Annotated in this window: 18 protein-coding genes; 1 reads left to right on the forward strand and 17 read right to left on the reverse strand. The window is 29.7% G+C overall.

The window, feature by feature from the left end:
* Positions 1–103: 103 nt before the first annotated feature.
* The 5 genes from wecB to BN3265_RS08465 form a co-directional block, all read right to left on the reverse strand.
* The gene (gene wecB, locus BN3265_RS08445; protein WP_058991132.1) at positions 104–1,204 is read right to left on the reverse strand and encodes a non-hydrolyzing UDP-N-acetylglucosamine 2-epimerase; all 1,101 of its coding nucleotides are present in this window, start codon (positions 1,202–1,204) and stop codon (positions 104–106) included.
* The gene (locus BN3265_RS08450; RefSeq protein WP_058991133.1) at positions 1,204–2,262 is read right to left on the reverse strand and encodes a glycosyltransferase; all 1,059 of its coding nucleotides are present in this window, start codon (positions 2,260–2,262) and stop codon (positions 1,204–1,206) included. The genes wecB and BN3265_RS08450 overlap by 1 nt, the downstream gene beginning before the upstream one ends.
* Complete coding sequence (locus BN3265_RS08455; protein ID WP_209436025.1) at positions 2,259–3,044, reverse strand: WecB/TagA/CpsF family glycosyltransferase; 786 nt, start codon at positions 3,042–3,044, stop codon at positions 2,259–2,261. The genes BN3265_RS08450 and BN3265_RS08455 overlap by 4 nt, the downstream gene beginning before the upstream one ends.
* Before the next feature lie 106 nt (positions 3,045–3,150).
* Positions 3,151–4,602: a sugar transferase gene (locus BN3265_RS08460; protein WP_058991134.1), complete on the reverse strand. Its 1,452-nt coding sequence runs from the start codon at positions 4,600–4,602 to the stop codon at positions 3,151–3,153.
* Between the two features lie 125 nt (positions 4,603–4,727).
* Positions 4,728–6,158, reverse strand: a complete 1,431-nt coding sequence (locus BN3265_RS08465; protein WP_058991135.1) for an LCP family protein — start codon at positions 6,156–6,158, stop codon at positions 4,728–4,730.
* A 215-nt stretch (positions 6,159–6,373) separates the two neighbouring features.
* Between BN3265_RS08465 and BN3265_RS08470 the strand changes: the two genes are divergently transcribed.
* Positions 6,374–7,693, forward strand: coding sequence for a C1 family peptidase (locus tag BN3265_RS08470; protein ID WP_058991136.1), 1,320 nt, complete (start codon positions 6,374–6,376; stop codon positions 7,691–7,693).
* Between the two features lie 937 nt (positions 7,694–8,630).
* Here BN3265_RS08470 and hemL read toward each other — a convergent pair.
* From hemL to BN3265_RS08530, 12 genes are all read right to left on the reverse strand, one after another.
* On the reverse strand, positions 8,631–9,911 hold the full coding sequence (hemL, locus tag BN3265_RS08475) for a glutamate-1-semialdehyde 2,1-aminomutase (RefSeq protein ID WP_058991137.1): 1,281 nt from the start codon (positions 9,909–9,911) through the stop codon (positions 8,631–8,633).
* Positions 9,911–10,870, reverse strand: coding sequence for a porphobilinogen synthase (gene hemB / locus BN3265_RS08480; RefSeq protein WP_245191107.1), 960 nt, complete (start codon positions 10,868–10,870; stop codon positions 9,911–9,913). The genes hemL and hemB overlap by 1 nt, the downstream gene beginning before the upstream one ends.
* Positions 10,857–13,196 carry a hydroxymethylbilane synthase gene (hemC, locus tag BN3265_RS08485; RefSeq protein WP_058991138.1) on the reverse strand — a complete coding sequence of 780 codons (2,340 nt, stop codon included), beginning with the start codon at positions 13,194–13,196 and terminating at the stop codon, positions 10,857–10,859. Before hemC ends, hemB begins: the two co-directional genes overlap by 14 nt.
* Positions 13,196–13,789 (reverse strand): precorrin-2 dehydrogenase/sirohydrochlorin ferrochelatase family protein, encoded by a 594-nt coding sequence (locus tag BN3265_RS08490; RefSeq protein WP_058991139.1) that lies wholly within the window; start codon positions 13,787–13,789, stop codon positions 13,196–13,198. The genes hemC and BN3265_RS08490 overlap by 1 nt, the downstream gene beginning before the upstream one ends.
* Positions 13,786–15,012: a glutamyl-tRNA reductase gene (gene hemA, locus BN3265_RS08495; protein ID WP_058991140.1), complete on the reverse strand. Its 1,227-nt coding sequence runs from the start codon at positions 15,010–15,012 to the stop codon at positions 13,786–13,788. Before hemA ends, BN3265_RS08490 begins: the two co-directional genes overlap by 4 nt.
* Positions 15,013–15,313: 301 nt before the next feature.
* Complete coding sequence (locus BN3265_RS08500) at positions 15,314–16,465, reverse strand: MFS transporter (RefSeq protein ID WP_058991141.1); 1,152 nt, start codon at positions 16,463–16,465, stop codon at positions 15,314–15,316.
* Positions 16,466–16,533: 68 nt separating this feature from the next.
* A complete protein-coding gene (locus BN3265_RS08505) occupies positions 16,534–17,862 on the reverse strand; it encodes a 6-phospho-alpha-glucosidase (protein WP_058991142.1) in 1,329 nt (442 codons plus the stop codon).
* Positions 17,863–17,866: 4 nt separating this feature from the next.
* A complete protein-coding gene (locus BN3265_RS08510; protein ID WP_058991143.1) occupies positions 17,867–19,435 on the reverse strand; it encodes an alpha-glucoside-specific PTS transporter subunit IIBC in 1,569 nt (522 codons plus the stop codon).
* Between the two features lie 165 nt (positions 19,436–19,600).
* Positions 19,601–20,356 (reverse strand): MurR/RpiR family transcriptional regulator, encoded by a 756-nt coding sequence (locus BN3265_RS08515; RefSeq protein WP_058991144.1) that lies wholly within the window; start codon positions 20,354–20,356, stop codon positions 19,601–19,603.
* A 49-nt stretch (positions 20,357–20,405) separates the two neighbouring features.
* Entirely contained in the window at positions 20,406–21,257 is an 852-nt protein-coding gene (locus tag BN3265_RS08520) for an ROK family protein (protein ID WP_058991145.1), read from the reverse strand.
* Position 21,258: 1 nt separating this feature from the next.
* Entirely contained in the window at positions 21,259–22,653 is a 1,395-nt protein-coding gene (locus BN3265_RS08525; protein WP_058991146.1) for a S41 family peptidase, read from the reverse strand.
* The gene (locus BN3265_RS08530) at positions 22,637–22,984 is read right to left on the reverse strand and encodes a hypothetical protein (protein WP_058991147.1); all 348 of its coding nucleotides are present in this window, start codon (positions 22,982–22,984) and stop codon (positions 22,637–22,639) included. Before BN3265_RS08530 ends, BN3265_RS08525 begins: the two co-directional genes overlap by 17 nt.
* Positions 22,985–22,998: the final 14 nt, after the last annotated feature.

Consider the following 22,998-nt stretch of genomic DNA (forward strand, 5'->3'; position numbering starts at 1 on the left):
AATTATTAGACAATTTATCATTTATTCAATATATTTTTTAGTATTGTACGCAGGCACTACTACGGGAACTAAAATATTCTTCATAAATACTCCTTATATATATTTATAATTTCTCAGATAATATATCTGCTATAAATTTTGATGAATTTCCATCACCATAGGGGTTTATAGCCTTTGACATTTTTTTATATTCTTCTTTATTTTCTAACAATAATTTAAAATTATTATAAATGTTTTCTTCTTCTGTCCCCACAAGTTTCAATGTTCCAGCATCTATGCCTTCAGGTCTTTCAGTTGTATCTCTCATTACCAAAACTGGGACCCCCAAACTTGGTGCTTCTTCTTGTATTCCGCCACTATCTGTCAAAATTAAATGTGAATTAGCACAGAAATTATGAAAATCTACCACATCTAAAGGTTCAATAATTTTAAGTCTGTCAAAGTCACCAAATATCTCTCTTGCTGCTTCTCTAACCACTGGATTTTTATGAATTGGATAGATAGCTTTAACATCCTCGTGCTCATCCATGACTCTTTTTATAGCTTTAAACATGTTTCTCATTGGTTCCCCAAGATTTTCTCTTCTATGAGCAGTTATTAATATAAGTTTGCTATCAGAAGCCCAATCTAAATATTTATTTTTATAACTATCTTTTACTGTAGTTTTTAATGCGTCTATAACTGTATTTCCAGTAACGAATATTGATTCTGGATTTTTCCCTTCATTAAGTAAATTATCTTTAGCTCTTTGTGTAGGTGCAAAATTGTAGTCTGATATTATTCCTACTGCCTGTCTGTTAAATTCTTCTGGGTAAGGAGAATATTTGTTGTAAGTTCTAAGTCCAGCTTCTACATGACCTACTGGTATCTGAAGATAAAAACAAGCAAGTGCAGTTACAAAAGTAGTTGAAGTATCTCCGTGTACTAATACTACATCTGGTTTTTCTTTTTCTAAAACTTCTTTTATTCTAGCTAAAATATTTATTGTTACATCAAACAAACTTTGCTTTTGCTTCATTATATGAAGATTATAATCTGGAACTACATTAAATACATCTAAAACTTGATCTAACATTTCTTTATGTTGACCTGTAACACATACTACTGTTTCAAATTCATTTTTTCTAGTTTGTAATTCATTTACTAAAGGGCACATCTTAATAGCTTCTGGTCTTGTTCCGAATACAATCATTACTTTTTTCATTATAACAACTCCTTATAGATAACATTATAATTATTAATAAATTGATTATAGCTAAATCTTTTATTATAAGTTTCAAATGCATTATCTTCTAATTTTTTTCTATTAATTAGAATCATTTCTTCTATTTTCTTAGTCAATTCACTAATCTTTTCTGTTTCAAAGGTTAATCCGTTGTAGTTATTGGTTACTATCTCCAAATTATTTTTTATATCTGAAACTATTATTGTTTTATGCATTGAGAACACTTCTATAGGTGTTAAAGGGAATCCTTCCCATCTTGATGGCATTACTATAAAATCAATTTGATCTATCAAATTAAAAACATCTCTTCTAAATCCCAAAAACTTTATATGTTCTTCTAAATTTAATCTCTTAACAAGATCTTCCATACTTGCTCGATCTTCTCCATCTCCTATTACGAAACATTTGACTTTAGGAAATTTTTTTGTAATTTTTTGAATAGATTTTATAAATAAATCTACACCTTTTTGTTCTGATATTCGACCAATTAAACCTATATTAATATTATTTTGATCTATTTCAGGTACAACTTTTTTTTCACAATTAGAAGGTTTTTCAACAGCATTATAAATTATTTTAATTTTATTTTCATCTATTTTATAATAATCTGTAAGATTATCCTTAACTGTTGATCCACATGCAACTATTTGAGAATTCTTTAAAGCAAATCTTAGTAAATTCTTTTTCCCATGAAAAACATTATGTGCAGTATATATGTGGATAACATCCTTATTCATAATTTGAAGTAATCTTGCATAGAAAGCTGCCATTCTATGGTGTGAATGAATTATATTAATTTTATATTCACTAATTATTTTATTTAGTTTTAATAATGTTTTAAAAATATTAAACGGATTTTTGTTTTGAAAATCTTCTATATCAATGTTTTTCACTCCGATTTTCGAAAGTAAATCGACATATTCTCCTCCACAAGAGGCAACTATATTGAGGTCTGCACAGTCATCCTTGCATAATTGATATACAATTTTTTCAGCACCACCTTGTCCCATAGTCCTTGAAATATGTAATATATTCATAATCCAATTTTCTCCTTAAAAACATTTTTTATAAATTTAAAATTACCAAATAAATATCTTTTAAAAAGTCTTTTAGGCTCTTGGATTACTCTAAAAAGCCATTCTAAGTTATTGTTTTGCATCCATTTGGGAGCCCTAGGTATGTTTCCTGATATGACATCAAAACTTCCACCTACTCCCATAAAAACACAACAATTACCTTGATTTTGTAAATATTCAATAAGATACTCCTTTAATGGGGATGTAATGCCTACAAAAACAAAGTCTGGATCTTTCTCTTTTATTTCACAAGATATTTTATACCAATCTTCTTCTTTAAAGTATCCATTATGTATGCCTACTACATTTAATTTTGGGTGCTTAGTTTTTAAAACTTCAGCAGTTTTTTCAACAACTACTTGTTTTGCGCCTAATAAATATATTTTGTATTCTTTTTTCTCTGACAAACCTATTAGGTATTGCATTAAATCTATTCCTGCCACCCTTTCAGGTAACGGGATATTTAAAAACTTACTAGCTAAAACAACTGAAGCACCGTCTGCATTTATTATGCCACAGCTATTTACAATTCGTTTCATAAGCTTATTTTTATTTAAGTCATTAATTTTATCTGCATTAACTCCCATAAGATGTAGAGGAGTCTTGGTTTTAACATATTCATCTACCAATTCCACAGTTTCTTTCATATTTAAAACATCAACTTCAGTGTTTAAAATTTTTATTCGATTATTTTTTCCTAACCTTTTCTCATCTTTTATATCTTCAATATTAATATTAGACAATTCTCAAATCCTTATAATTATTCGTTCGTTTAAATTATAGATACATTTTTAAAAAATATCTACAATTAAATAAGATAACATATTTCTAAATGTGCATAAATTTAAATTACATTGACCCTTCTTTTTTAAATACAACCAAAAATGTTTTTAATAGGATTTTGAAATCTAATCCTATATTCCAATTTTCTATATATTCTCGATCAAGTTTTACCACTTCTTCAAAATCTGTAATATTACTTCGTCCGCTCACTTGCCACATTCCTGTTATTCCTGGTTTTATTGCAAGCCTTACTCTGTGATGTGGTTCGTATAGGGCTGTTTCTGAAAGTAGGGGTGGTCTTGTTCCTACTATTGACATATCTCCTTTTAATACATTGAAAAATTGTGGAAATTCGTCAAGGCTTGTTCTTCTTATGAAATCTCCTATTCCTGTTTTTGTGCTTCCATCTGGAAGAACTTTATTTCCCAAAACTCTTGGGTCAAAATCCAGTTTGAACATTCTCGCATCACCGTACTGATTATTTTTCATAAGTTCTGCTTTTCTTTCTTCTGCATCCATATACATGCTTCTGAACTTATACATTTTGAAAATTTTTCCGTTTCTTCCTACTCGATCTTGTTTGAAAAATATTGGTCCTGGTGATGTGAAATAAATTATTGGACCAAGGATGATGCATAAAATCAAGGTAAATATACAACCAACAAGTCCTACAATTATATCCATAGCTCTTTTTATCATTACTTGTCTTGATGATACATAATTTACGCTTGTTGTTATTACTACAAAATCTCCAAGTTTTTCTACAAATTGTTTTTTTCCTGTTTCTTGAACTACATTTCTAATGCTATAGTGAACAGTTACACCTGTTTCATTTAAATTATCAACTATTTCTTTTGGATATTCGAAGTTTTCATCTTGTACTATTAATACTTCGTCAATCCAATCTTTGCAAACAAAATTTGCTATGGAGTTTTTGTTAGCAACGACTGGTATTTTTTCAATTTCTTCTCCTTTTAAATCTTTTTCGATTATTACTAGACCAGCTATTTTATACTTGCTATATTTATTTTTTTGTATCTTTTTAACAAGTTTTTCTGCCATTTTCTCTGTTGTTACTAATAACAATCTTGATTTTTTATTTTCATTTGAATTTTTTCTTATATATTTTTTCAATAAGAGCCTTGCAAAGTATGTTATTAGTGTGTATATAATTATTGTTAGCAATAGGGTTAGTCTTGAAAAATATTGTCCTTCTTGTAATAAAAATAGGTATAAAATTTGAAGTGCTCCAACAAACATTGCATGTTTGAAAGTTACTGCAAATTCTACGTAGTATCCTCTTTTAAAGACGCTATTCATTGTTCCATATACTAGTATTACTAAAAAGTCTATTAATTCTATAATAAATCCTATATTTCTATAAATAATTTGGTTATATGGGTTAAAACCATATCCGCTGAATCCATATGCTAGAATATAAGCCAATTGTAAACAAAACATATCTAGGAATATAAAGTTTACATATTGTATCCAACTTTCTGAGTCTTTTCTATACATATACCCCTCCTCCTTGTATATGTTTAGTTCAATTTATCCCATTTTTTTGGAAATTTTTTTAAGAAAACAATAAGGAGTCTAATTTTTTTTAATCTTCTAGATCTCCCTTATATTTTCATATTCTTTTAACGATTGTTTTCTTCTATTTTATCGTGAACTTTTTTTATAGAATCTTTTCTTGGAACTGTCATATATAATTGTGCATCTGGCATCAAATATGAGCTTAGTTCCATGCTTCCATCACCTTTTAGGGATTGTGTTTCTATCTTCCAATCTCCACCATTTTCTAACTGTTTGTTTACTAAATCTATCATTTTATCGTATGAAACATTTGTATTTACTGAGTCTAATACAATATCTGATATTTTATTGAAATTTATAAGCATTTCTTTGCTTAGCATTTTTCTAATTATTCCTGTTAGAACTCTGGTGTGATTTCTTCCTCTATCGAAATCTCCTTCTTTCAAATTGTATCTTTCTCTACAAAATGAAAGTGCCATATCCCCATCCATTTCAATTTTTCCTTGTGGGAAATTATAGCCACCGTGTGTAGCTTGAAAAGCTACGGGATTATCAACGCTTATCCCGCCTAGCTCATTTATTAAATCAACTAGGGTTGTAAAGTTTACTTTTCCATAATAATCTATTTTAATATCAAGGAAATTTTCCAAAGTTTTTATTGATGTATCTACACCAAATAATCCTGCATGAGTCAATTTGTCATAAGCTGTATTTCCAAAACCTGCAAGATTTACATAGGTATCTCTTGGTATTGTTGTTATTAAAATTTTTTTCTTTTTTTGGTTTACGCTTACAATCATATTGACATCTGATCTTGAAACATTAGTCAAAGCACCATATGTATCAATTCCTGAAATGTAAATATTAAAACTTTGATCTTTTTCAATACTTTTATTTTCATTTAATTTTTCATTTCCTTTTACAGAATATGATTTTAAAACTTTTGTTTTATCTGAAAAATCTTCGATAGATTCATCAAGCATTTGCCTAAAACTTTCGTTTAATAACATGACTTGAACTTTGCCATATATTAGTCCTTCTCCAGCTTTTACATAATCACCAAAATCTTCGAAATTTAATTCTTGGTTTTCTTTTTTAAATTCTTCTGTTGCTTGTTTTATATTTTCCTTATCCATTTTTCTTGATATAGCAACTTGATTTTCACCTATTTCTTCAATTGAATTTATAGATGACTTTTTTAAGACAACTAAAGACATTTGTGTTTTATTTAAATCCTTTTTCTGATTTATTTTTTCAACCGTCTTTATTGAAGTGTTTGCATAGGATATAAAAATTGTTTCTGCTAGACTAATTATTAATAATAATAAAATAAATAGGATTTTTAATGGTTTGTTTATATTTTTCTTTTTAAAAACCAAATACGCAAATCCTAATATTAAAATCAATATTATTGCCAGAATTATAAATCTCATTGTTTGTGGTAAGATGTTATATTTATTCAAAAAATAAAAAAATCCTATATAAACAATAGAAGATAAGATAATTAGGATTTTGGATATTATGTTTTTAGACATATTTTTTTCTCCTTGTGTACATAATTTGTACTTATTCTTAAATAGGATATACCAATTTGTAACTTTTGTCAATGAATTATAATGTTTATCCCTTGAAATTTTACACTTTTGTAATATTTTAAAAAAGTATATTAAAATCATTTTTTTCTTTAATCTAATTTTATTTTTCTAAAAAAACAGATACAGTATAGTTAGCTATGATAAAGAGGTGACTTATGATATTAGATGACAAAATTTTTGATAAATTAGAAAAAACTTATGAGCTTGAGCCTAAAAACAAGGTTATTGAAAATGCTATTTCAAATATGGGGATAAGGGAGGCTTCGCTTAATAAAAATATTATTAACAAGCATGATTTTATTTTTTCTAACCAAGTTGAAACCAAGGATGTGACCAATCAAAAAAAGACTGGCAGGTGTTGGATGTTTGCGGGTCTTAATATGGTTAGGATGCATATTGCAAAAAAACTTAACATGGAAAAATTTGAGCTTTCTGAATCTTTTTTGTACTTTTATGACAATATGGAAAAAACAAATTTGTTTTTGCAAAGGGTTATTGATACAAAAAATTTGGACATTAAAGATAGAAAAGTTGAGGATGTTTTTTATTCTACTCCTGAAGACGGGGGATATTTTGAATTTTTCTATTATTTGATCAAAAAATATGGAATTCTTCCAAAAACTAATATGGGCGAAGTTTTTCATACTGAAGTATCTCAATTCATGTTTTATGTTTTGGAAAATGCCTTAAAAAAAATCGCCATGGAAATTAGGGCTACTGATGATGAAAAAGAAATTGAAATTTTGAGGGAAAAGGGACTTTCTTATGCCTATAATATTTTTGCAAAATCTATTGGCAAGCCTGTGAAAAATTTTGATTTTAAATATTATGACAAGGACGACAAATATCACATTGAAAAAAATATGACTCCAAAATCTTTTTTTGATAAGTATGTGGGCGATTTTTTTGATGGAAAAGTTAAATTATTAAATGATCCAAGACATCCTTACAATAGAATTTTGGTCGATAAGGTGGCAAAAAACGCTGTTGATCTTCCAGATCTTTATGGAATTAATGTGGATATGGATACAATGAGTAAATTTGCTCAAAAATCTATTAAAAATAATGAGACAATGTGGTTTGCCTGTGATATTGATATAAATGAGGACAGGGAAAGCGGCGTTTTGGATGAAAATTTATTTAATTTCGACCAAACTTTTACAGATTTTCCAAAAATGACCAAGGAAGAAAGAATTAATTCAAGATTTTCAACAGCCTGTCACGCCATGAATTTGACCGGTTTTGATAAGGTCGACAAGGAAGTTAAGTTTTGGAAAATCGAAAATTCTTGGGGCGAAGACGACGGAAAAGATGGATATTTTTCTATGACTGATGAGTGGTTTAAGGAAAATACTTTTGAATTAATAATTGATAAGAAATTTTTGACCAAAAAAGTAATGGAAGCCTTTGATAAGGAGAAAATTTATTATGATGAATTTGATCCTATGTATAAGATGCTCAAAAATGTTAGGTAGGATTTTTTTACTCAATTAATAAAGACATATCTATAGCCCTTCTCGACTAAAGATAAGGTAGTGAAGTTCACGGATAGATCTCTTTTTTTATTTTGCTAAAGGATAAATTTTATTTCTTGATAAACTTAATCACGAGATCTCTCCACAAGGTCGAGATGGGCGTTGGTTTTATTTGGTTTATTTCTGAAGGATAGATTTTTTTTTATATTTGAATTTAATAAGAGATCTCTCGACTACTAAAACTCATTTGCTTCGTAAATTCTTCCGTGCTCTCGCACTAGTTTTCAGGATTTATAACCGAAATCAACGGTTATAAATCTGCACTAGTTTTAGGGATAAATATGCCAAATCAAGGCATATTTATCTGCTCGAGATGGGTTTGCTTGGAGCTTTTTTTATTGCTTAAGGATTTACAAAAAGTTTTTTTGATTTTAATTATATAATCTAGTTTTTAAAATTCTCTAATATTTAATACTATAGACTTTAGCTATTAAATGAATATCCCAAACACCCATCTCGACTAAACGTAACGTAGTGGAGTGCATGGAGAGATCTCTCTTTTTATTTTGCTAAAGAATAAATTTTATTTTTTGATAAACTTAATCATGAGATCTCTCTACAAGGTCGAGATGGGTACTTATACTCATTTTTTAATTACTAAAGTTTTTATTATGAGTTATTTATTTTTCATTTTTTCTTGATACAATATTTTATTTATATAAATCTATATATTATCTTTGCTTAATTCTAAAATAATCCGAAGAATTTAGGTGAATAAAAAATTAACCCATCTCGAGCGAATGCAATGAGTCGAGAGATCTCTTTTTTTTATTTTGCTAAAGAATAAATTTTATTTTTTGATAAACTTAATCACAAGATCTCTCGACTTCGCTCGAGATGGGTGTCATTTCTATTTGCTTTGTTTTTAAAGATTTTTTTATTTTGTTTTTTTAATATATTCTAGGGCTTTTTTGTTTTGTTCTATTGTGTAATTTATTATATCCTCATCCAAAGCATCTGACATGAACATTGCTTCAAATTGGGCTGGGGGTAGGAGAATTTTTTTATCTTTCATGTAGTTAAAATATTTTGAATAGGTTTCAAGGTCTGCTTTTTGAACGTCGTCGTAGGATTTTATTTGGTCAAATTCTCCAAAAAATATTGACATCATTGATTTATACCTTGTTACAAATCCGTCTACTCCTGTTTGTTTTAAATTATCTTTGAATCCTTCTTCTAGCATTTTTGCATATTTTTCAAGTCTTTTATAAATATCTGGATTTTCTTTTAAAATTGTTAAAACATCTAGTCCCATTTTCATTATAAATGGGGAGCCTGATAGGGTTCCTGCTTGGTAGACTGGGCCAATTGGCGATAAAACTTCCATTATTTCTCGTCTTCCTCCAAAGCCTCCAACTGGCATTCCCCCTCCTACAATTTTTCCAAAGCAAAACATATCTGGTTTTACTCCAAATTCTGTAGAAATTGATCCGAATTTTAATCTAAAGGCTGTGATTACTTCGTCAAATATCAAAATTATTTTATTTTCTTCTGTAATTTTTCTAAGCTCTTTTACAAATTCTAAATCTATCGGAACAACTCCCATATTTCCAGCAATTGGTTCTAGGATTACGGCTGCAATTTGATTTTTGTTTTCCTCAATTGTTTTTTTGACAGATTCTATGTCGTTATATTTGCAAACTAGGGTATCTTTTATTACTTCTTTTGGAACTCCTGCTGATGTGGCTACATTAAAGGTCAAAGCTCCCGATCCGGATTTTACCAAAAGTCCATCAGAGTGGCCATGATAGCAGCCTTCAAATTTTATTATTTTATCTTTTTTGCTAAATCCTCTTGCACATCTTATGGCTGACATGGTTGCTTCTGTTCCAGAATTTACCATTCTTATCATGTCAGTATCGAAAGCTTCTGCCAAAAATTTTGCCATATCGACTTCTACTTTTGTAGGAAGCCCAAAGGTTAAGCCTTCTTCCAAATATCCTTTTGCTTTTTCTATCAATTCTTTTTTCCCATGGCCCAAAATCATTGGTCCCCATGATGAAATAAAATCTATATAAGCTTCATTATTTTCGTCAACTATTGTTGATCCTTTTCCATATTTTGCAAAAAGTGGATTGCCACCGACAGCTCCAAAGGCTCTTACTGGAGAATTTACTCCGCCTGGTATATATTTTTTCGCTTGGTCAAAAAGATTCATTATTCCTCTCCCCTCAATTTTTTTGCCATTTCTTTTGCGTGGTAGGTAATTATCATTTTTGCCCCGGCTCTTTTTATTGAAATTAAAATTTCATAAATTATTTCTTCTTTTACAAGGCCCATTTTTATGGCATTTTTTACCATAGAATATTCCCCGCTTACATTGTAGGCAACAATATTTGTGTTGAAATTATCTTTTGTTCTTTGAATTATATCCAAAAATGATAGGGCTGGCTTTACAATTATAAAATCTGCATCTTCTTCAAGGTCTAGGGCAATTTCTCTCATTGCCTCGTTTGAATTGTGATAATCCATTTGATATGATTTTCTATCGCCAAATGATGGAGCAGAATCTGCTGCATCCCTAAATGGTCCGTAAAAATTTGATGCATATTTTGCTGAATATGCCATTATAGGAATATTTTTAAAATTATTTTCATCGAGAATTTTTCTAATTGCCTTTATCCTAAAATCCATCATATCTGATGGGGCGATAATATCCGCTCCTGCCTTTGCGTGAGATAGGGCAATTTTTGCAATATATGAAACGGTTTCGTCATTTAAAACATGTCCTTCGTGGTCCAAAATTCCACAATGACCATGGTCTGTGTATTCGCACATACAAACATCTGTTATAACAAGCAAATCTTTATTTATTTCTTTTATTTTTCTTACAGCTTTTTGGATAATTCCATCTTCTGCATAAGCTTCTGACCCGTGGTCGTCTTTTTTATTTGGAATTCCAAATAAAATCACCGCTCTTATTCCAAGGTCTACAATTTCATTTATCTCATCTTCTAATTTATCTATTGAAAAATGATAGCAATCTGGCATTGAAGGAATTTCTTTTTTTATATTTTCACCTTCAACCACAAAAAGTGGGTAAATAAAATCAGAAATTTCAAGACTTGTTTCTTTTGTCATTTCTCTTAAAATTTTATTTTCTCTAATTCTTCTCATCCTCATAATTTTCTCCAATCTTTTCAATCAATGAATCCATGCTTTGCTTTTTTGATTCTTTGTAAACTTCTAGGCCATGATTTTTTATAGTTTTTGTAGTAATTTGTCCAATGGAATAAATTTTTTTATTTAAAAGTGCTTCTTTTCCATAAATTTCTAGAAAATTATTCACGCAAGATGATGAGGTGAAAATAATTTCGTCAAAATCTAAATCTTGGTCTAATTTTTCTTCTTTTATATTGTCATAAATTTCAATTTCATCCAGATTTCCCATTTTATCAAGGCCATCTATGATTTTTTTCCTAGACAAATTTGAGTGAGGGAAAAATATTTTGTCATCTTTTTTTACATATTTTCCCATCTCATCCAGTAGATTTTCGCCAACAAAATTTCTTGGCACTATGTCGACTTTTAAATTATATTTTTCTATTTCTTTTTTTGTCCTCTCGCCTATTGCTGCAATTTTCACTTTTCCAATATCTCTTATATCGTGGTTTTCTATTAATTTTTCAAAAAATATTTTTACAGCATTTTTGGATGTAAATACCAAATAATCATAGGAAAAATTTTTGAATTTTTCTTCCAAAATATCCAAATTTTTCTCAACAATTTTTATTGTAGGAATAATTTTCACATCAAAGCCCATAGCTTCTAGTTTTTTCTTATCATTTATACCCGATTCATAATCACGAGTAAGGGCGATTTTTCTTGAAAAATTTTTATTTTCAAAATAATTTAGATATTCTCTAAGACCAATCGTGTCAGAAATAACTATTATTGCTGGCCTTTTTATTTTTTCAATATCAATTTCTTCCAAAACTTTTTCTACAGTCGAAGTATAAACTTTTTGTTTTGGGCTTGAACCATTTGAAATAATGGCGATTTTTTTATCTTTTTTCATCCCCCCGTCTATTAAATCTTTTATTATATTTGGAAGATTTTTAAGTCCCATATAAAAAACTAGGCTTCCTGGAAGTTTTGCATATTTTTTGAAATCTTCATTTTTATTTTTCGACCTATGACCTGTAATAAAGGAAACTGATGTTGCTATATTCCTGTGAGTCGGTGGAATTCCTGCTGTATTTAGGCAAACTATTCCCGATGTAAGTCCTGAAAGAGTTTCAAATTCCAAACCATTTTCTTTTATAAAAAGCGCCTCTTCTGATCCTCTTCCAAAAACATAGGGATCACCGCCTTTTAATCTCACAACTTTTTTCCCCGATTTTGCCAAGTCCACCATCAATTTGTTTATCTCATCTTGACTTAAAACATGGTCACCCATGGATTTTCCCACATAATATAGGTCTTTATTTCTATAAAGCTGTAAAATTTCTTGATTTAAAAGTCTATCATAAATTATTACATCAGCTTGATCCAAGGCTTTTTTTACAGCAAGAGTAATATTATCGGCCGGTCCTATTCCTGCCCCTGCCAAAATAATTTTTTTGTAGGATTTTCTTTTTAATTTTTTTGCAAGATTTTTTCCAAGATTTATCCTATCAGAAATTTTTCCACTCACTTTTTCATAGCTCATTTTGTCATTTTTATTAAAGGCAAAGGCACCTGTAAGAGTGATTTTTTCATTAGAAATTTCTGTAAAAATTCCCATAGGAGTTGAACAATCAGCACCAAGTTCTTTTTGAAAGGCCCTTTCAGCTTCCATTCTTATCTGGCTATTTTTATCAGAATATTTCTTAAAAATTTCAAATAAATTCTCGTCTTCTTTTCTAATTTCTATGCCCAAAATCCCCTGACATGGTGAAGGAGTAAAAATATGAGGGTCTAGGTCAAAATTAATTTTTTCATCAAGCCCTGCCCTTATAAGTCCAGCTTTTGCAAGAATAACCCCATCAAGATTTTCTTTTTCAATTTTTCCAATCCTTGTTTCAACATTTCCCCTGATTGGTCTAAATTTTATATTTGAAAAATAATTTTCCCCCTGACAAATTCTCCTGTTTGATCCTGTTCCAACGAGAGCATTATTCAAATCATCCATTTTTTTGAAAATTTCTTTTCCAACAAAAACATCCCTTGGGTCTTCGGCCTTTAAAGGCGGCGCAAAAATTAGTTTTTCATCAATATTTGATGGCATATCTTTTAAGGAATGAACGGCTATATCAATTTTTTTCTCCAAAAGTGCCTCTTCAATTTCCTTTACGAAAACTCCCTTTGAATTTATTTGATCAATTTTCCTATCCCTAATCCTGTCGCCCTTTGTAGAAATTTTTATAATTTTTAAATCAAGTCCTTCTTTTTCCAAAATTTCTTTTACCAATCCAGCCTGAATTAGGGCGAGTTTACTTCCCCTGCTTCCAATTTTTATCATCAAATCTTCTCCAAATATTTTTTCAAAAATTCCTTGTCTTCTTTGTACAAATCTAGCAAAAGCGCCTTATTATAAATTCCATTTTCCCTTAATTTATCGCGGATTTTTACCATTAATTTTATTTTTTCCATATCAAGGCTTTCCAAATATTTTTCCAAATCATCTCCTATAAGAGAAGAAAAAATTGGAACCTGGCCGTTACTTGATATGGAAATATCGATAAATTCATTTGAAATATTTTTTCTCAAATAAAAATCGCTTCCCAAAGAATCCGACAAATCCAAAGTTCTAAGCCCTTGGTCTTTCGCTTTTTCTCTTAAAATTTTATTTAAATCCCTATCCCCCGTTGCCAAAAACAAAAAATCACATGGTGGAAAAATAAAATTTTGGTCAATATTTTTCTCCACAATTTTTATTCTTTGGGGATTTTCCTTATAAAGTTTTATTACTTCCTTGTCAATTTCCTTGCCATAGATAAGAAAAGAAAAATCCCCCTTCAAAAGGGACTCTATTTTTCTCTTACAAATCCTTCCTCCGCCAAGAAAAAGACAAATTTTATCTTTTGAATCTATAGAAATTGGAAAATATCTCATTTTTTGTAAACCTTCGTCAAAATTTTCAAACTCTTATCAAAATCTTTCCCGTGATTTTCTTTAAAATTTAAAACTGGATCACGAGCGATTTTTTTTATGGCATTTCTTACAGCCTTATCAACTTTCTTTTTTTGACTTGCAGTCATATCAGTCTTTCTAAAAATATAGTCCATGGTCTTATCAGCCAAATCATCACACCTATCATTTAAATCTTTTAAAATATAGTCAATTTTTACTTCCTTCATCCAAGTGAAAAAGTCCCTAGATTTTTCATCAATCTCACCCTTATAAGAAGATAAAATCATTGACCTTTTTTCAAGATTTTTCCTAGAAATATCCTTTATTGAATCAATATCCATAAGCTTTATATTTGAAATTTTTGAAATTTCAGGATCACAGTCCCTTGGAAGGGCAAGGTCAAAAATATATTTTTCCTTTTTAATATTTAAAAATTGATCTTTTTTTAAAATCAAGTGAGGAGAAGCTGTGGCAGAAAAAATAAAATCCATAGACTCGAGGCTTTCTCCTACTTTTTCAAAAGGAATAATATTCACACCCCCATAATTTTTTTGAATTTTTATAGAATTTTCCATCTTCCAATTAGAAATAAAAATATTTGCACCACTTTCTAAAAGATTTTCTATGCAAAGTTTGCCAATATTTCCAATGCCGATAACAAGGGCGTTCTTATTTGATAGAGAAGATATTTCTTGAGCCTTTTTCACTGCAATATAGGGAAGAGAAAGGGGAATATGGGAGATATTTGAGTCGGATTTTATTTTTTTTGAAAGATTTATTGCCCTTTTAAAAGCTTCCGACAAAATTTTTTTACAAAATCCTAGAGAAAGGCTGGTTTGATAGGCATCACTCACCTGACCTAAAATTTGGTCTTCACCAACAATCAAGGAATCCAAACCAGAAGTCAAATAAAAAAGATGATCTATAGCATCCAAATCTTTTTTTACAAAAATATAAGGAGACAAATTACTAAGGGAGAAAAATTTTTCAAAAAATTCCACAAAAAAATCATCAGAAAAAATATCCTCATCAGCTACAGCAAAAATTTCAGACCTGTTGCAAGTTGATAAAATCACAACTTCCTCAAAGCCATAATTTTCCAAAATTTCGCTAGCTTCAATAATATTTGAATCCTTAAAATGAACCTTCTCACGAATATTTATATCTGCCTTGTGATGATTTAAACCAAATGAATAAAAAAACAAAAAAATCCTCCTAACAATTACTAATACCATTATACTATTTAAAAAAACAAAATAAAAAAACCCAGCCTCGGCTGGGAAAATAAAGAAGAATAGTATTGGGTATAGATAATAAGTCCGGGATTAAACAAAGTTTAACTTTTTAAAATAATTAAAAATAATTTCTTCTTGTAAAAGATTCTACCCCATTAGTTTAAAAAAGCAAGGCAAAACGATTTTTTTCTTAATCCTTAGCATAAAATAAATTAATGATAAAAATTGAATTTTAAAATACTTTTTTAATTTTAAAATTTAATCTTTTGCTTTAACTCTTTTTTAATACTAGGATGAAAATCAAAAATCCTAACAAGCAAAATACAAATCCCGCCCACAAAAATGATGAAAATTTAAAGTAGGTCATGACAAAACTCGCAAAACTTGTTGAAATTATTGTGCCAATTGAACTTGCACTCACAAGTAAGCCTTGCCCCTTTTCGTTTAAACTTATATCAAAACTTTCATTTACATAATAAACGGCAGATGGAATCAAAAGCCCAAAAGCGAGTCCTTGAAGACTTGCTGATAAATATATGAAAATTATATTTTCAGAAAGACCAATTGTAAGGGATTGGATTAGGAAAAACAAGGAGCTTATCAAAAGGAGTTTTCTTGCTCCAAATTTTATCTCGATTTTACTGAACAAAAGTAAAATCGGAATTTCGCTTATTGAACCAAAACTTAAAACCTTGCCCAAATCCATTACATTTCCTTTATTATATTCTATAATATCAATCATGTAGGTTGTTTTCATAAAATGATAGGCACACAAAAGTCCATAAGCAAGCAAAAATATATAGAAATCTCCTCTGAAAGACTTTTTTTCTATATTTTTTTTATCAATAAATTTTTCATCTTTTTCTAAAATTTCTTTTGGTATAGATTTTAAGACAAGGATCAAGAATAAGTATGAAAAAATACTCAAATAAATTACTGCATTTTCACTTGTAAAGCTTATAAGTTTTGACAAAAAAATTGTATTTAGGGAAAAAGCTATTGAGCAAAAAACTTTTGCAAGGCCAAAATTCATCCTAATTCCCTTGTTATACATAAATCCGCTTATGGTATTTATTGTTGTTTGGATAGCAATTGAATAGAGGTAGGGAAAAAACAAAAATACCAAAATAAAAATATTTACTTTTTGAAAAAGGTCAAAAACTAAGCTAATTATTCCAATCAAGCAAAAAATAACCGCCAAGTCTATTATATTTTTGTTTTTTAAAATTTTTTTCAAAATCTTATTTATGTAGGAAAATCCAATCACAGATATATTACAAAGTGAAATAAAAATACCGATATTTATACTTTCAATTCCCTTTGAATTTAAATATAGGGTTGTAAATCCTATAAGACTTGATGTAAGTATGCCAAAAAAAAGCTGAATTATTGCATATTTCAAAGTCATGTACTTATAAGTCATAAAATATCTCCAATTTAAGAGGCTGTTGCTAATGAATTGATATTCATAACCTGCAACAGCCTTAATTACTATCTAAGTTCTGGCCAATAATCTTTATTAGCTTCTATTAAATCATCTAAAATTTCTTTTGCAACTTTTCCACTTGGTACTGTTTTATTTAAGGTTAATGCTTGCCACATTTTTTGGTAAGAATTATCCATCCAAGCAGATACTGCTAATTTTTCACTTGCAACTTGTTGTTCCATTAGTCCTTTTTGGAAATCAGGAATTTCTCCAATGCTTAATGGTTCAATCCTATTTTTTCCAACTATACAAGGAATTTCAACCATAGCGTCATCTCTAAAGTTTGAAATTGCTCCATTGTTTTCAACAATCAACAAGAATCTTTCTTCAGTATTAAAGGCAAGAGCACAAGCAAGATCTACAATAAATTCTGAGTGCTCACTTGATGCAAAGAATGTGTCTTTTGCAGTTCCATTTTCAATAATTCTTTGGCATTCTTCAAATACATCTTTTTCTCTTCTATCCATTACTTCATTTGCTCTTGTGTAGTTTGGATCTTCGTGTTCAACAGTTTCATCTGCCATCAAATAATATTTCAAATAGGTGTTTGGTAATGTTTCTGGATCCATTGCATTAAGTTGTTTTGCAGCCCTCATTGTAACTAGCCATGAACTTTCTTTTCCTTGACCCAAATCAGTAAATTCTTCATAACCATTTTTTGCTGTGTATTCTAATAATTGAGGCATCAAATCATTACCATCTTTATCTGTAATATTTGTCCACCAACCAAAGTGGTTTAAACCGTAATATCTTACATCAAAATCTTTTCTTGAATTTAATTTTAAAATTCTTGCAAAAATTTCTTCAAGACAAACTGGCATATCGCAAATATTTATTACTTTTGAATTTGGTCTAAGTCTTCTACAAGCTTCAGCAGCTATTGCAGCTGGGTTTGAATAGTTTAATAGCCAAGCGTCTGGAGAATATTTTTCCATATAATCAATCATATCAATCAATGGTCCAATAGTTCTAAGTCCATAAGCAAGTCCACCTGGTCCACAAGTTTCTTGTCCAACAACTCCATGTTTTAGAGGAATTTTTTCATCCTTTTCTCTCATTGGCAATTGTCCAACTCTAAGTTGAGCCATAACAAAATCAACATCTGTAAAAGCTTCTTTTGGATCTGTTGTATAAGAAAATTCAATTTCTGGATCGTGTTCTTTTGAAATAATTTCACACGCTTTAGCAACTATTTCTTGTCTTTCTTTGTTGTTATCATAAAGTTTTATTGATTTTATTGGAAAAGCATCAGTGTTTTCCAAAAGCATCATCACAATACCTGCTGTATAAGTTGATCCACCACCAGCAATAACTACTCTTTGTTTTTCTTTCATTTTATTATTCTCCTTTTAAAATATTTTCAAATTCTTCTCTAACAAAAGATACTTGAGTTCCTACTATAATTTGCATATTATTTCCTTGTTTAACAAGGCCATAGGCACCCACATCTTTAAAATTTTCTTCATCTGCAACAAGAGATTTATCTTTTACACTAACTCTTAATCTTGTCGCACAATTTGTAACAGCTTCAACATTTTCCTTACCACCCAAAAGATCTAGATAAGCACTTGCATCGTAATATTCTTTTGATTTATTTCCTTCAGCTTTTTTGTTTTGATAGTCTTTTTTGTAGTAAAGTTTTGTTTCTTTGCTTCCTTCTTCCCTGCCAGGTGTTTTTAAATTCATTTTCTTTATTAAGAAAGTAAATATTAAAAAGTAAAGTACTGCGAATATCACTCCAAGAACAACTTGAATAATATAGGTTTTATAATGATAAATTCCAAGAGGTAGCCAGTTTAAAACAACCCAGTTTATAATTCCACCACCAAAATCTCCTACAACTCCAAGTGCAAAAGCAATCATTTGCAAAGTCGCATCCAAAACAGCATGGACTACAAATAAAATTGGCGCTATAAATAAGAAGGTAAATTCTAATGGTTCAGTTACTCCAGTTAAAACTGCTGTAAGAGTTGCTGGAATCATTAAAGCAATTACTTTTTTTCTTCTTTCAGGCTTTGATGTTTTTATAAATGCTGCCATTATTCCCAATGAACCAAATACTTTTGATAAACCAGAAAGAGAAAATCCAATAGTATACATTTCTTTTAATGTTTTTGCACTTGTTGCAAAATCTTTTATATGAGTTGCCCAATAAACTGAAGTTCCACCTTGGATAACTGCATCTCCATAAACAAATGGAGCATATACAAAGTGATGAAGTCCAGTAGGAATTAGAATTTTTTGCAAGAAAGCATAAATCCAAATTCCAATAGATCCAGATCCTTTGAAAAATCCTTGCATACCCAACAAAACATTTTGAAAAACTGGCCACACTAGACAAGTTAGAAGAGCCAAAGGAATCATAAGGAAAAATCCTAACATTACTACAAAAGGAGTTCCCCTAAAAGTTCCAAGCATTTCTGGAAGTCTGTAGTCATAAAATCTGTTGTGTAAAAATACTACAATTCCTCCAACTAACAAAGCACCCAGCATTCCTGTATCAAGAGTTGTTATACCTGCAATGCTTGCAAGTCCTGTTCCAGTTCCTACCTCTGCGTTTGGATTGATGCCAAAGTTTTCTCCCCAAGCATTAATCATTCCATTTATAAAATAATTAAATGTTAGGTATGTAACAATGGCTTCCAAAGATCCTCTAGCCTGTTCTTTATTAGCTAAAGTTATTGGAAGAGATACAGCAAATAAAATTGGTAATTGGAAAAACACTGTCCAAGAACCGCTGGCAATAATTCCCCAGAATTTTGACCAGTTGGTTCCCTCTGCTGCAAGAGATCCCATTATAGTTTCATTTTGAAAAACAATAGAAAATCCAACCATCATTCCTGCAAAGGCAAATAAAATTGCTGGTGTGTACATAGCTGCACCAAATCTTTGAATTTTTTTCATCATAATTATTCACCTCGTTTGATATTATATTCATTTTGAATTTATTTAAGTGATTCACTTATCTTGTGATTTCATAATACAATAAGGGAAATCCTTTGTCAACAATTTGAATAAATATGAATTTTTCTAACTTTGGGAGAAATATTTTCCACAAGGTGTGAAAATTTTTCACGCCTTATTTTTGTAGTCTCTATATTTTATTACCAAAAGTTCTGCCAAAACATAAAAAAGACTTGTTGTCTTATAATTTGGATGAGATTTTGAAAAATTTATTTGAGAAGATCTTACATAAAGTGATTCCTCGCTCATGCTAGAAAGTTTATTGTCCTTAAATTCTGTTATAGAAATTATTTTTACCCCTCTTATTTTTAATTTTTCTGCTAAATTTATCACGTGTTTGCTTTCACCACTTAGAGAAATTAAAAATATGGCATCATCTTTTCCAATAAGATTAAACGCTTCTTTGTCTACGTTATTGCCTTTTATCATATACATCAGTTCTCCACTTGATAAAAATAACCTTACCAAATGTTCTGCTACTGATTCTTGGATATCTCCTGATCCCCAAACAAATAATTTTTTTGCATCATCGGTTATTTTACAAATTTTTCTGTAGTCTTTTTCTTTTAATTCATTTACATATTTTACAATTGAATTACAAGTTTTTTCAAAATCATTCGATTGAGGCAATTGATCTTTTTCTAATTCTTGTTTTACCAAAAATTTTAATTCACTATATCCGTTTAAGCCAATTTTATTTACAAATCTTACTATAGTTGTTGAAGATACGCTGATTTTTTTGGAAAGTTTTGAAATTGTAAGTCCTGAAATTTCATTTTTATTTTCTAAAATATATTGCCAAATATATAAGTCTGTATCATTTAATTTTTCGTAATTTTTTATTACCATTTCTTCTATATTCATAAATTCTCCTTACAAAAAAGGGGGCTATTTCTAGCTCCCTTTCTATTTCTTACAAAGATTTTGCCAACAAGTATCCTCCCACTAGGGCTGAGTCGTTTTTTAGTTTTGGTTTTACTATATATTTTTCGCTTGGAGTTACATCTATATAATCTCCCTTTATTTTATCAAATTCTTCTCTTATCATTTCGATAAAGCCTTCTTTATTTATTAGACCTCCACCTATTATTACAATTTCTGGTCTTAATACCAAGGTGTAAACATAAATTGCTTGGGCTATATAATTTGCTGCGATTTTGAAGGCTTTTTCATTTATGTCGGCTTCTTTTGGATTTTTGCCGAGTCTTTTGTGAATGCTTGGTCCACAGGCAAGTCCTTCTAGGCAATCTTCGTGGTAGGTACAGATTGATTTGAAATCATCATCTTTTAATCTTTTTATATTTATGTGACCCATTTCTGGATGGGAAAATCCATTCAATAATTTTCCGTTTTGGATATAGGCTCCTCCGATTCCTGTTCCTATCGTAAGATATAGGCTTGAATTTAAATTTTCGCCTGCTCCTTTGTTTGCTTCTCCTATTAATGAAAGTCCAACGTCTGTTACGATTTTAATTTTTTGGCAAACTTGTTTTTTTAAATTTCCTAATAAGTCATAGTTTACCCAAAGTTTTTTTGGTGTATTTTGGATAAAGCCGTAGGTTTTTGAATTTTCGTTTAAATCTATTGGGCCAAAGGCTCCCACTCCCAGAGATTCTACTGGATTTTTCTTATAAAATTCTCCAATTTTTTCTAAATTTTCTTCAGGTTTGCCTGTATCTATCCAGCAATCATCTATTGCTTTTCCCTTTTCATCAAAGCTCGCGCATTTTATTTTTGTTCCACCAAATTCTATTGATCCGTACATCTTATTCTCCTATTTTTTCTAATCTTTTTATTGTATCAATCGACTCATTAAAACTTTCTGTGTATATATCTGGGCTAGTTTTTTCTTCTTCATTTATCAAACCGTCTTGGGAATATCCAAGGGTGTTTGTGTAGGTAAAAACTAGGCCCGAATTTGGACAAACATCGTTTATTAATCCAAGGGTTACTCCATCTCCTCCAGTTTTTTGCCCTAGTAATTTTGCAATTTTTGCATTTTTACAAAAATTTGCCATGCCTTCGGCTGCTGAATAAACTCCCTCATCAACTAACAAATATAAATTCCCCTTGAATTTATTATCTTTCATTGGGGCAATTTCTATTTTATCCTTGCTATAATATGAAAAATCTTTCAAATCTTCCTTGTGCTCAAGGTCCATTTTTCCTAAGTCTACGTTTGAAATATTTTCACAAGAAATTCCTTCACTTTTGAGTAAAAGCCTTGTCCTCATTCCATCTTTAAAAAACATATGGTTATTTACGGAAACCTTTTTTTCTATAAGTCTTGGGAGCAAGTATTCTTGCCAATATTCTATATTTCCTCCGGAATTTCCTCTTATATCGATAACGAGAGCCTTGAGATTTTCATTTTCTTCTAAAAAATTGTCCAATTTTTCCATATCAGAATTTAATTCATATTCTGCAAGCATTTCATTTATTTTTACAAGTCCAAGTTCTTTATCAAGCAATTTTACTTGTAAATTTTCACCAGAATTTTCTGTATCCTTTGACTTTTTCAAAGATTTCTTTTTCTTTAAATCTTTTGATTGTACGCCTTTTATATCGTATCTGTCCCTGACACTTTCCTTGTTCATGGTCAAAAATTCGTAATACATGGAAGGATCTTTCCAAAAATGTGAATAATAATCTAGGGTTTCTTCTACATAGGCCTTTTGTGCTATTGTTGCATGGTCATTATGAAGATCGGCGATTATTTTTTCCATGGTTTTTGTAAATTCCTCGTCGCTTTTGCAAAATTTTACTTCATTCAAATATTTTGAATAGTTTGAAAGAAAATCTATACCATATTTTCTTTTTAATACTCCAAAAAATGGATAATTATCTCGAATTTCATTAAAAAGATAATTGAAATCTTCAACCATTTCTTCTTGGCTTAAATTTTCCTTTTCTTTTTTATCTTCAAAGACTAACTGGCAAGGTCCATCGAGTTTATCATACCATTTCATATAATCTTCAATGGACTTAAATTCATCTATTTTGTCTGGATTTATTTTTACAATCTTTTTTTCTTTTTGCTTTTTTTCTGCAATTAAAATATCTCTTCTTTGCTCAAGATAGTTTATTCTTCTTTGGGCACAAGAGGAAAATAAAATAATTATTGCCAAAACAAGAAGGCTTAATTTACTTTTTTTCTTCATCGAGCCCTCCGTTTATAACCCAATCTCTTTTTTTAATCTCATATAAAAAAGGAAGAGTGCCTATGGGATTTATCAAAGAAAAGACCAAAATCAAAATAAGTTTTATATTTATAGTCTTTTTTTCGTTTCTAATTATTGAGCCCTTTTCCTTGTTGTTGGTTTTTATCAAGTATATCCCTCTTAAAAATAAAAATATTCCCCCACCAAGCTCAAATCCTTCTTTATAATAAAGACCAAAGGCAAAAACACAAATCGCAGACAAAAAGTAAAGAAAGTAAGTTATTTTATTTTTTGTGTTGTATGTTTTTAATTTTGTTTTTTCTCTAGTCATAGCTTTATTATATC

Origin of the sequence: Anaerococcus rubeinfantis (assembly GCF_001487145.1) — a bacterium.
Lineage (GTDB): Bacteria > Bacillota > Clostridia > Tissierellales > Peptoniphilaceae > Anaerococcus > Anaerococcus rubeinfantis.

Coding starts and splice junctions, on each gene's coding strand:
- BN3265_RS08490 (WP_058991139.1), bottom strand. CDS start 13,789: ATGAGATATTTTCCAATTTCTATAGATTCAAAAGATAAAATTTGTCTT.
- BN3265_RS08505 (WP_058991142.1), bottom strand. CDS start 17,862: ATGAAAGAAAAACAAAGAGTAGTTATTGCTGGTGGTGGATCAACTTAT.
- BN3265_RS08520 (WP_058991145.1), bottom strand. CDS start 21,257: ATGTACGGATCAATAGAATTTGGTGGAACAAAAATAAAATGCGCGAGC.
- BN3265_RS08500 (WP_058991141.1), bottom strand. CDS start 16,465: ATGACTTATAAGTACATGACTTTGAAATATGCAATAATTCAGCTTTTT.
- BN3265_RS08515 (WP_058991144.1), bottom strand. CDS start 20,356: ATGAATATAGAAGAAATGGTAATAAAAAATTACGAAAAATTAAATGAT.
- BN3265_RS08510 (WP_058991143.1), bottom strand. CDS start 19,435: ATGATGAAAAAAATTCAAAGATTTGGTGCAGCTATGTACACACCAGCA.
- hemC (WP_058991138.1), bottom strand. CDS start 13,196: ATGATAAAAATTGGAAGCAGGGGAAGTAAACTCGCCCTAATTCAGGCT.
- wecB (WP_058991132.1), bottom strand. CDS start 1,204: ATGAAAAAAGTAATGATTGTATTCGGAACAAGACCAGAAGCTATTAAG.
- BN3265_RS08530 (WP_058991147.1), bottom strand. CDS start 22,984: ATGACTAGAGAAAAAACAAAATTAAAAACATACAACACAAAAAATAAA.
- hemL (WP_058991137.1), bottom strand. CDS start 9,911: ATGAATCTTTTTGACCAAGCGAAAAAATATATACCAGGCGGAGTAAAT.
- BN3265_RS08450 (WP_058991133.1), bottom strand. CDS start 2,262: ATGAATATATTACATATTTCAAGGACTATGGGACAAGGTGGTGCTGAA.
- BN3265_RS08460 (WP_058991134.1), bottom strand. CDS start 4,602: ATGTATAGAAAAGACTCAGAAAGTTGGATACAATATGTAAACTTTATA.
- BN3265_RS08470 (WP_058991136.1), top strand. CDS start 6,374: ATGATATTAGATGACAAAATTTTTGATAAATTAGAAAAAACTTATGAG.
- BN3265_RS08465 (WP_058991135.1), bottom strand. CDS start 6,158: ATGTCTAAAAACATAATATCCAAAATCCTAATTATCTTATCTTCTATT.
- BN3265_RS08525 (WP_058991146.1), bottom strand. CDS start 22,653: ATGAAGAAAAAAAGTAAATTAAGCCTTCTTGTTTTGGCAATAATTATT.
- hemB (WP_245191107.1), bottom strand. CDS start 10,870: ATGAGAAGAATTAGAGAAAATAAAATTTTAAGAGAAATGACAAAAGAA.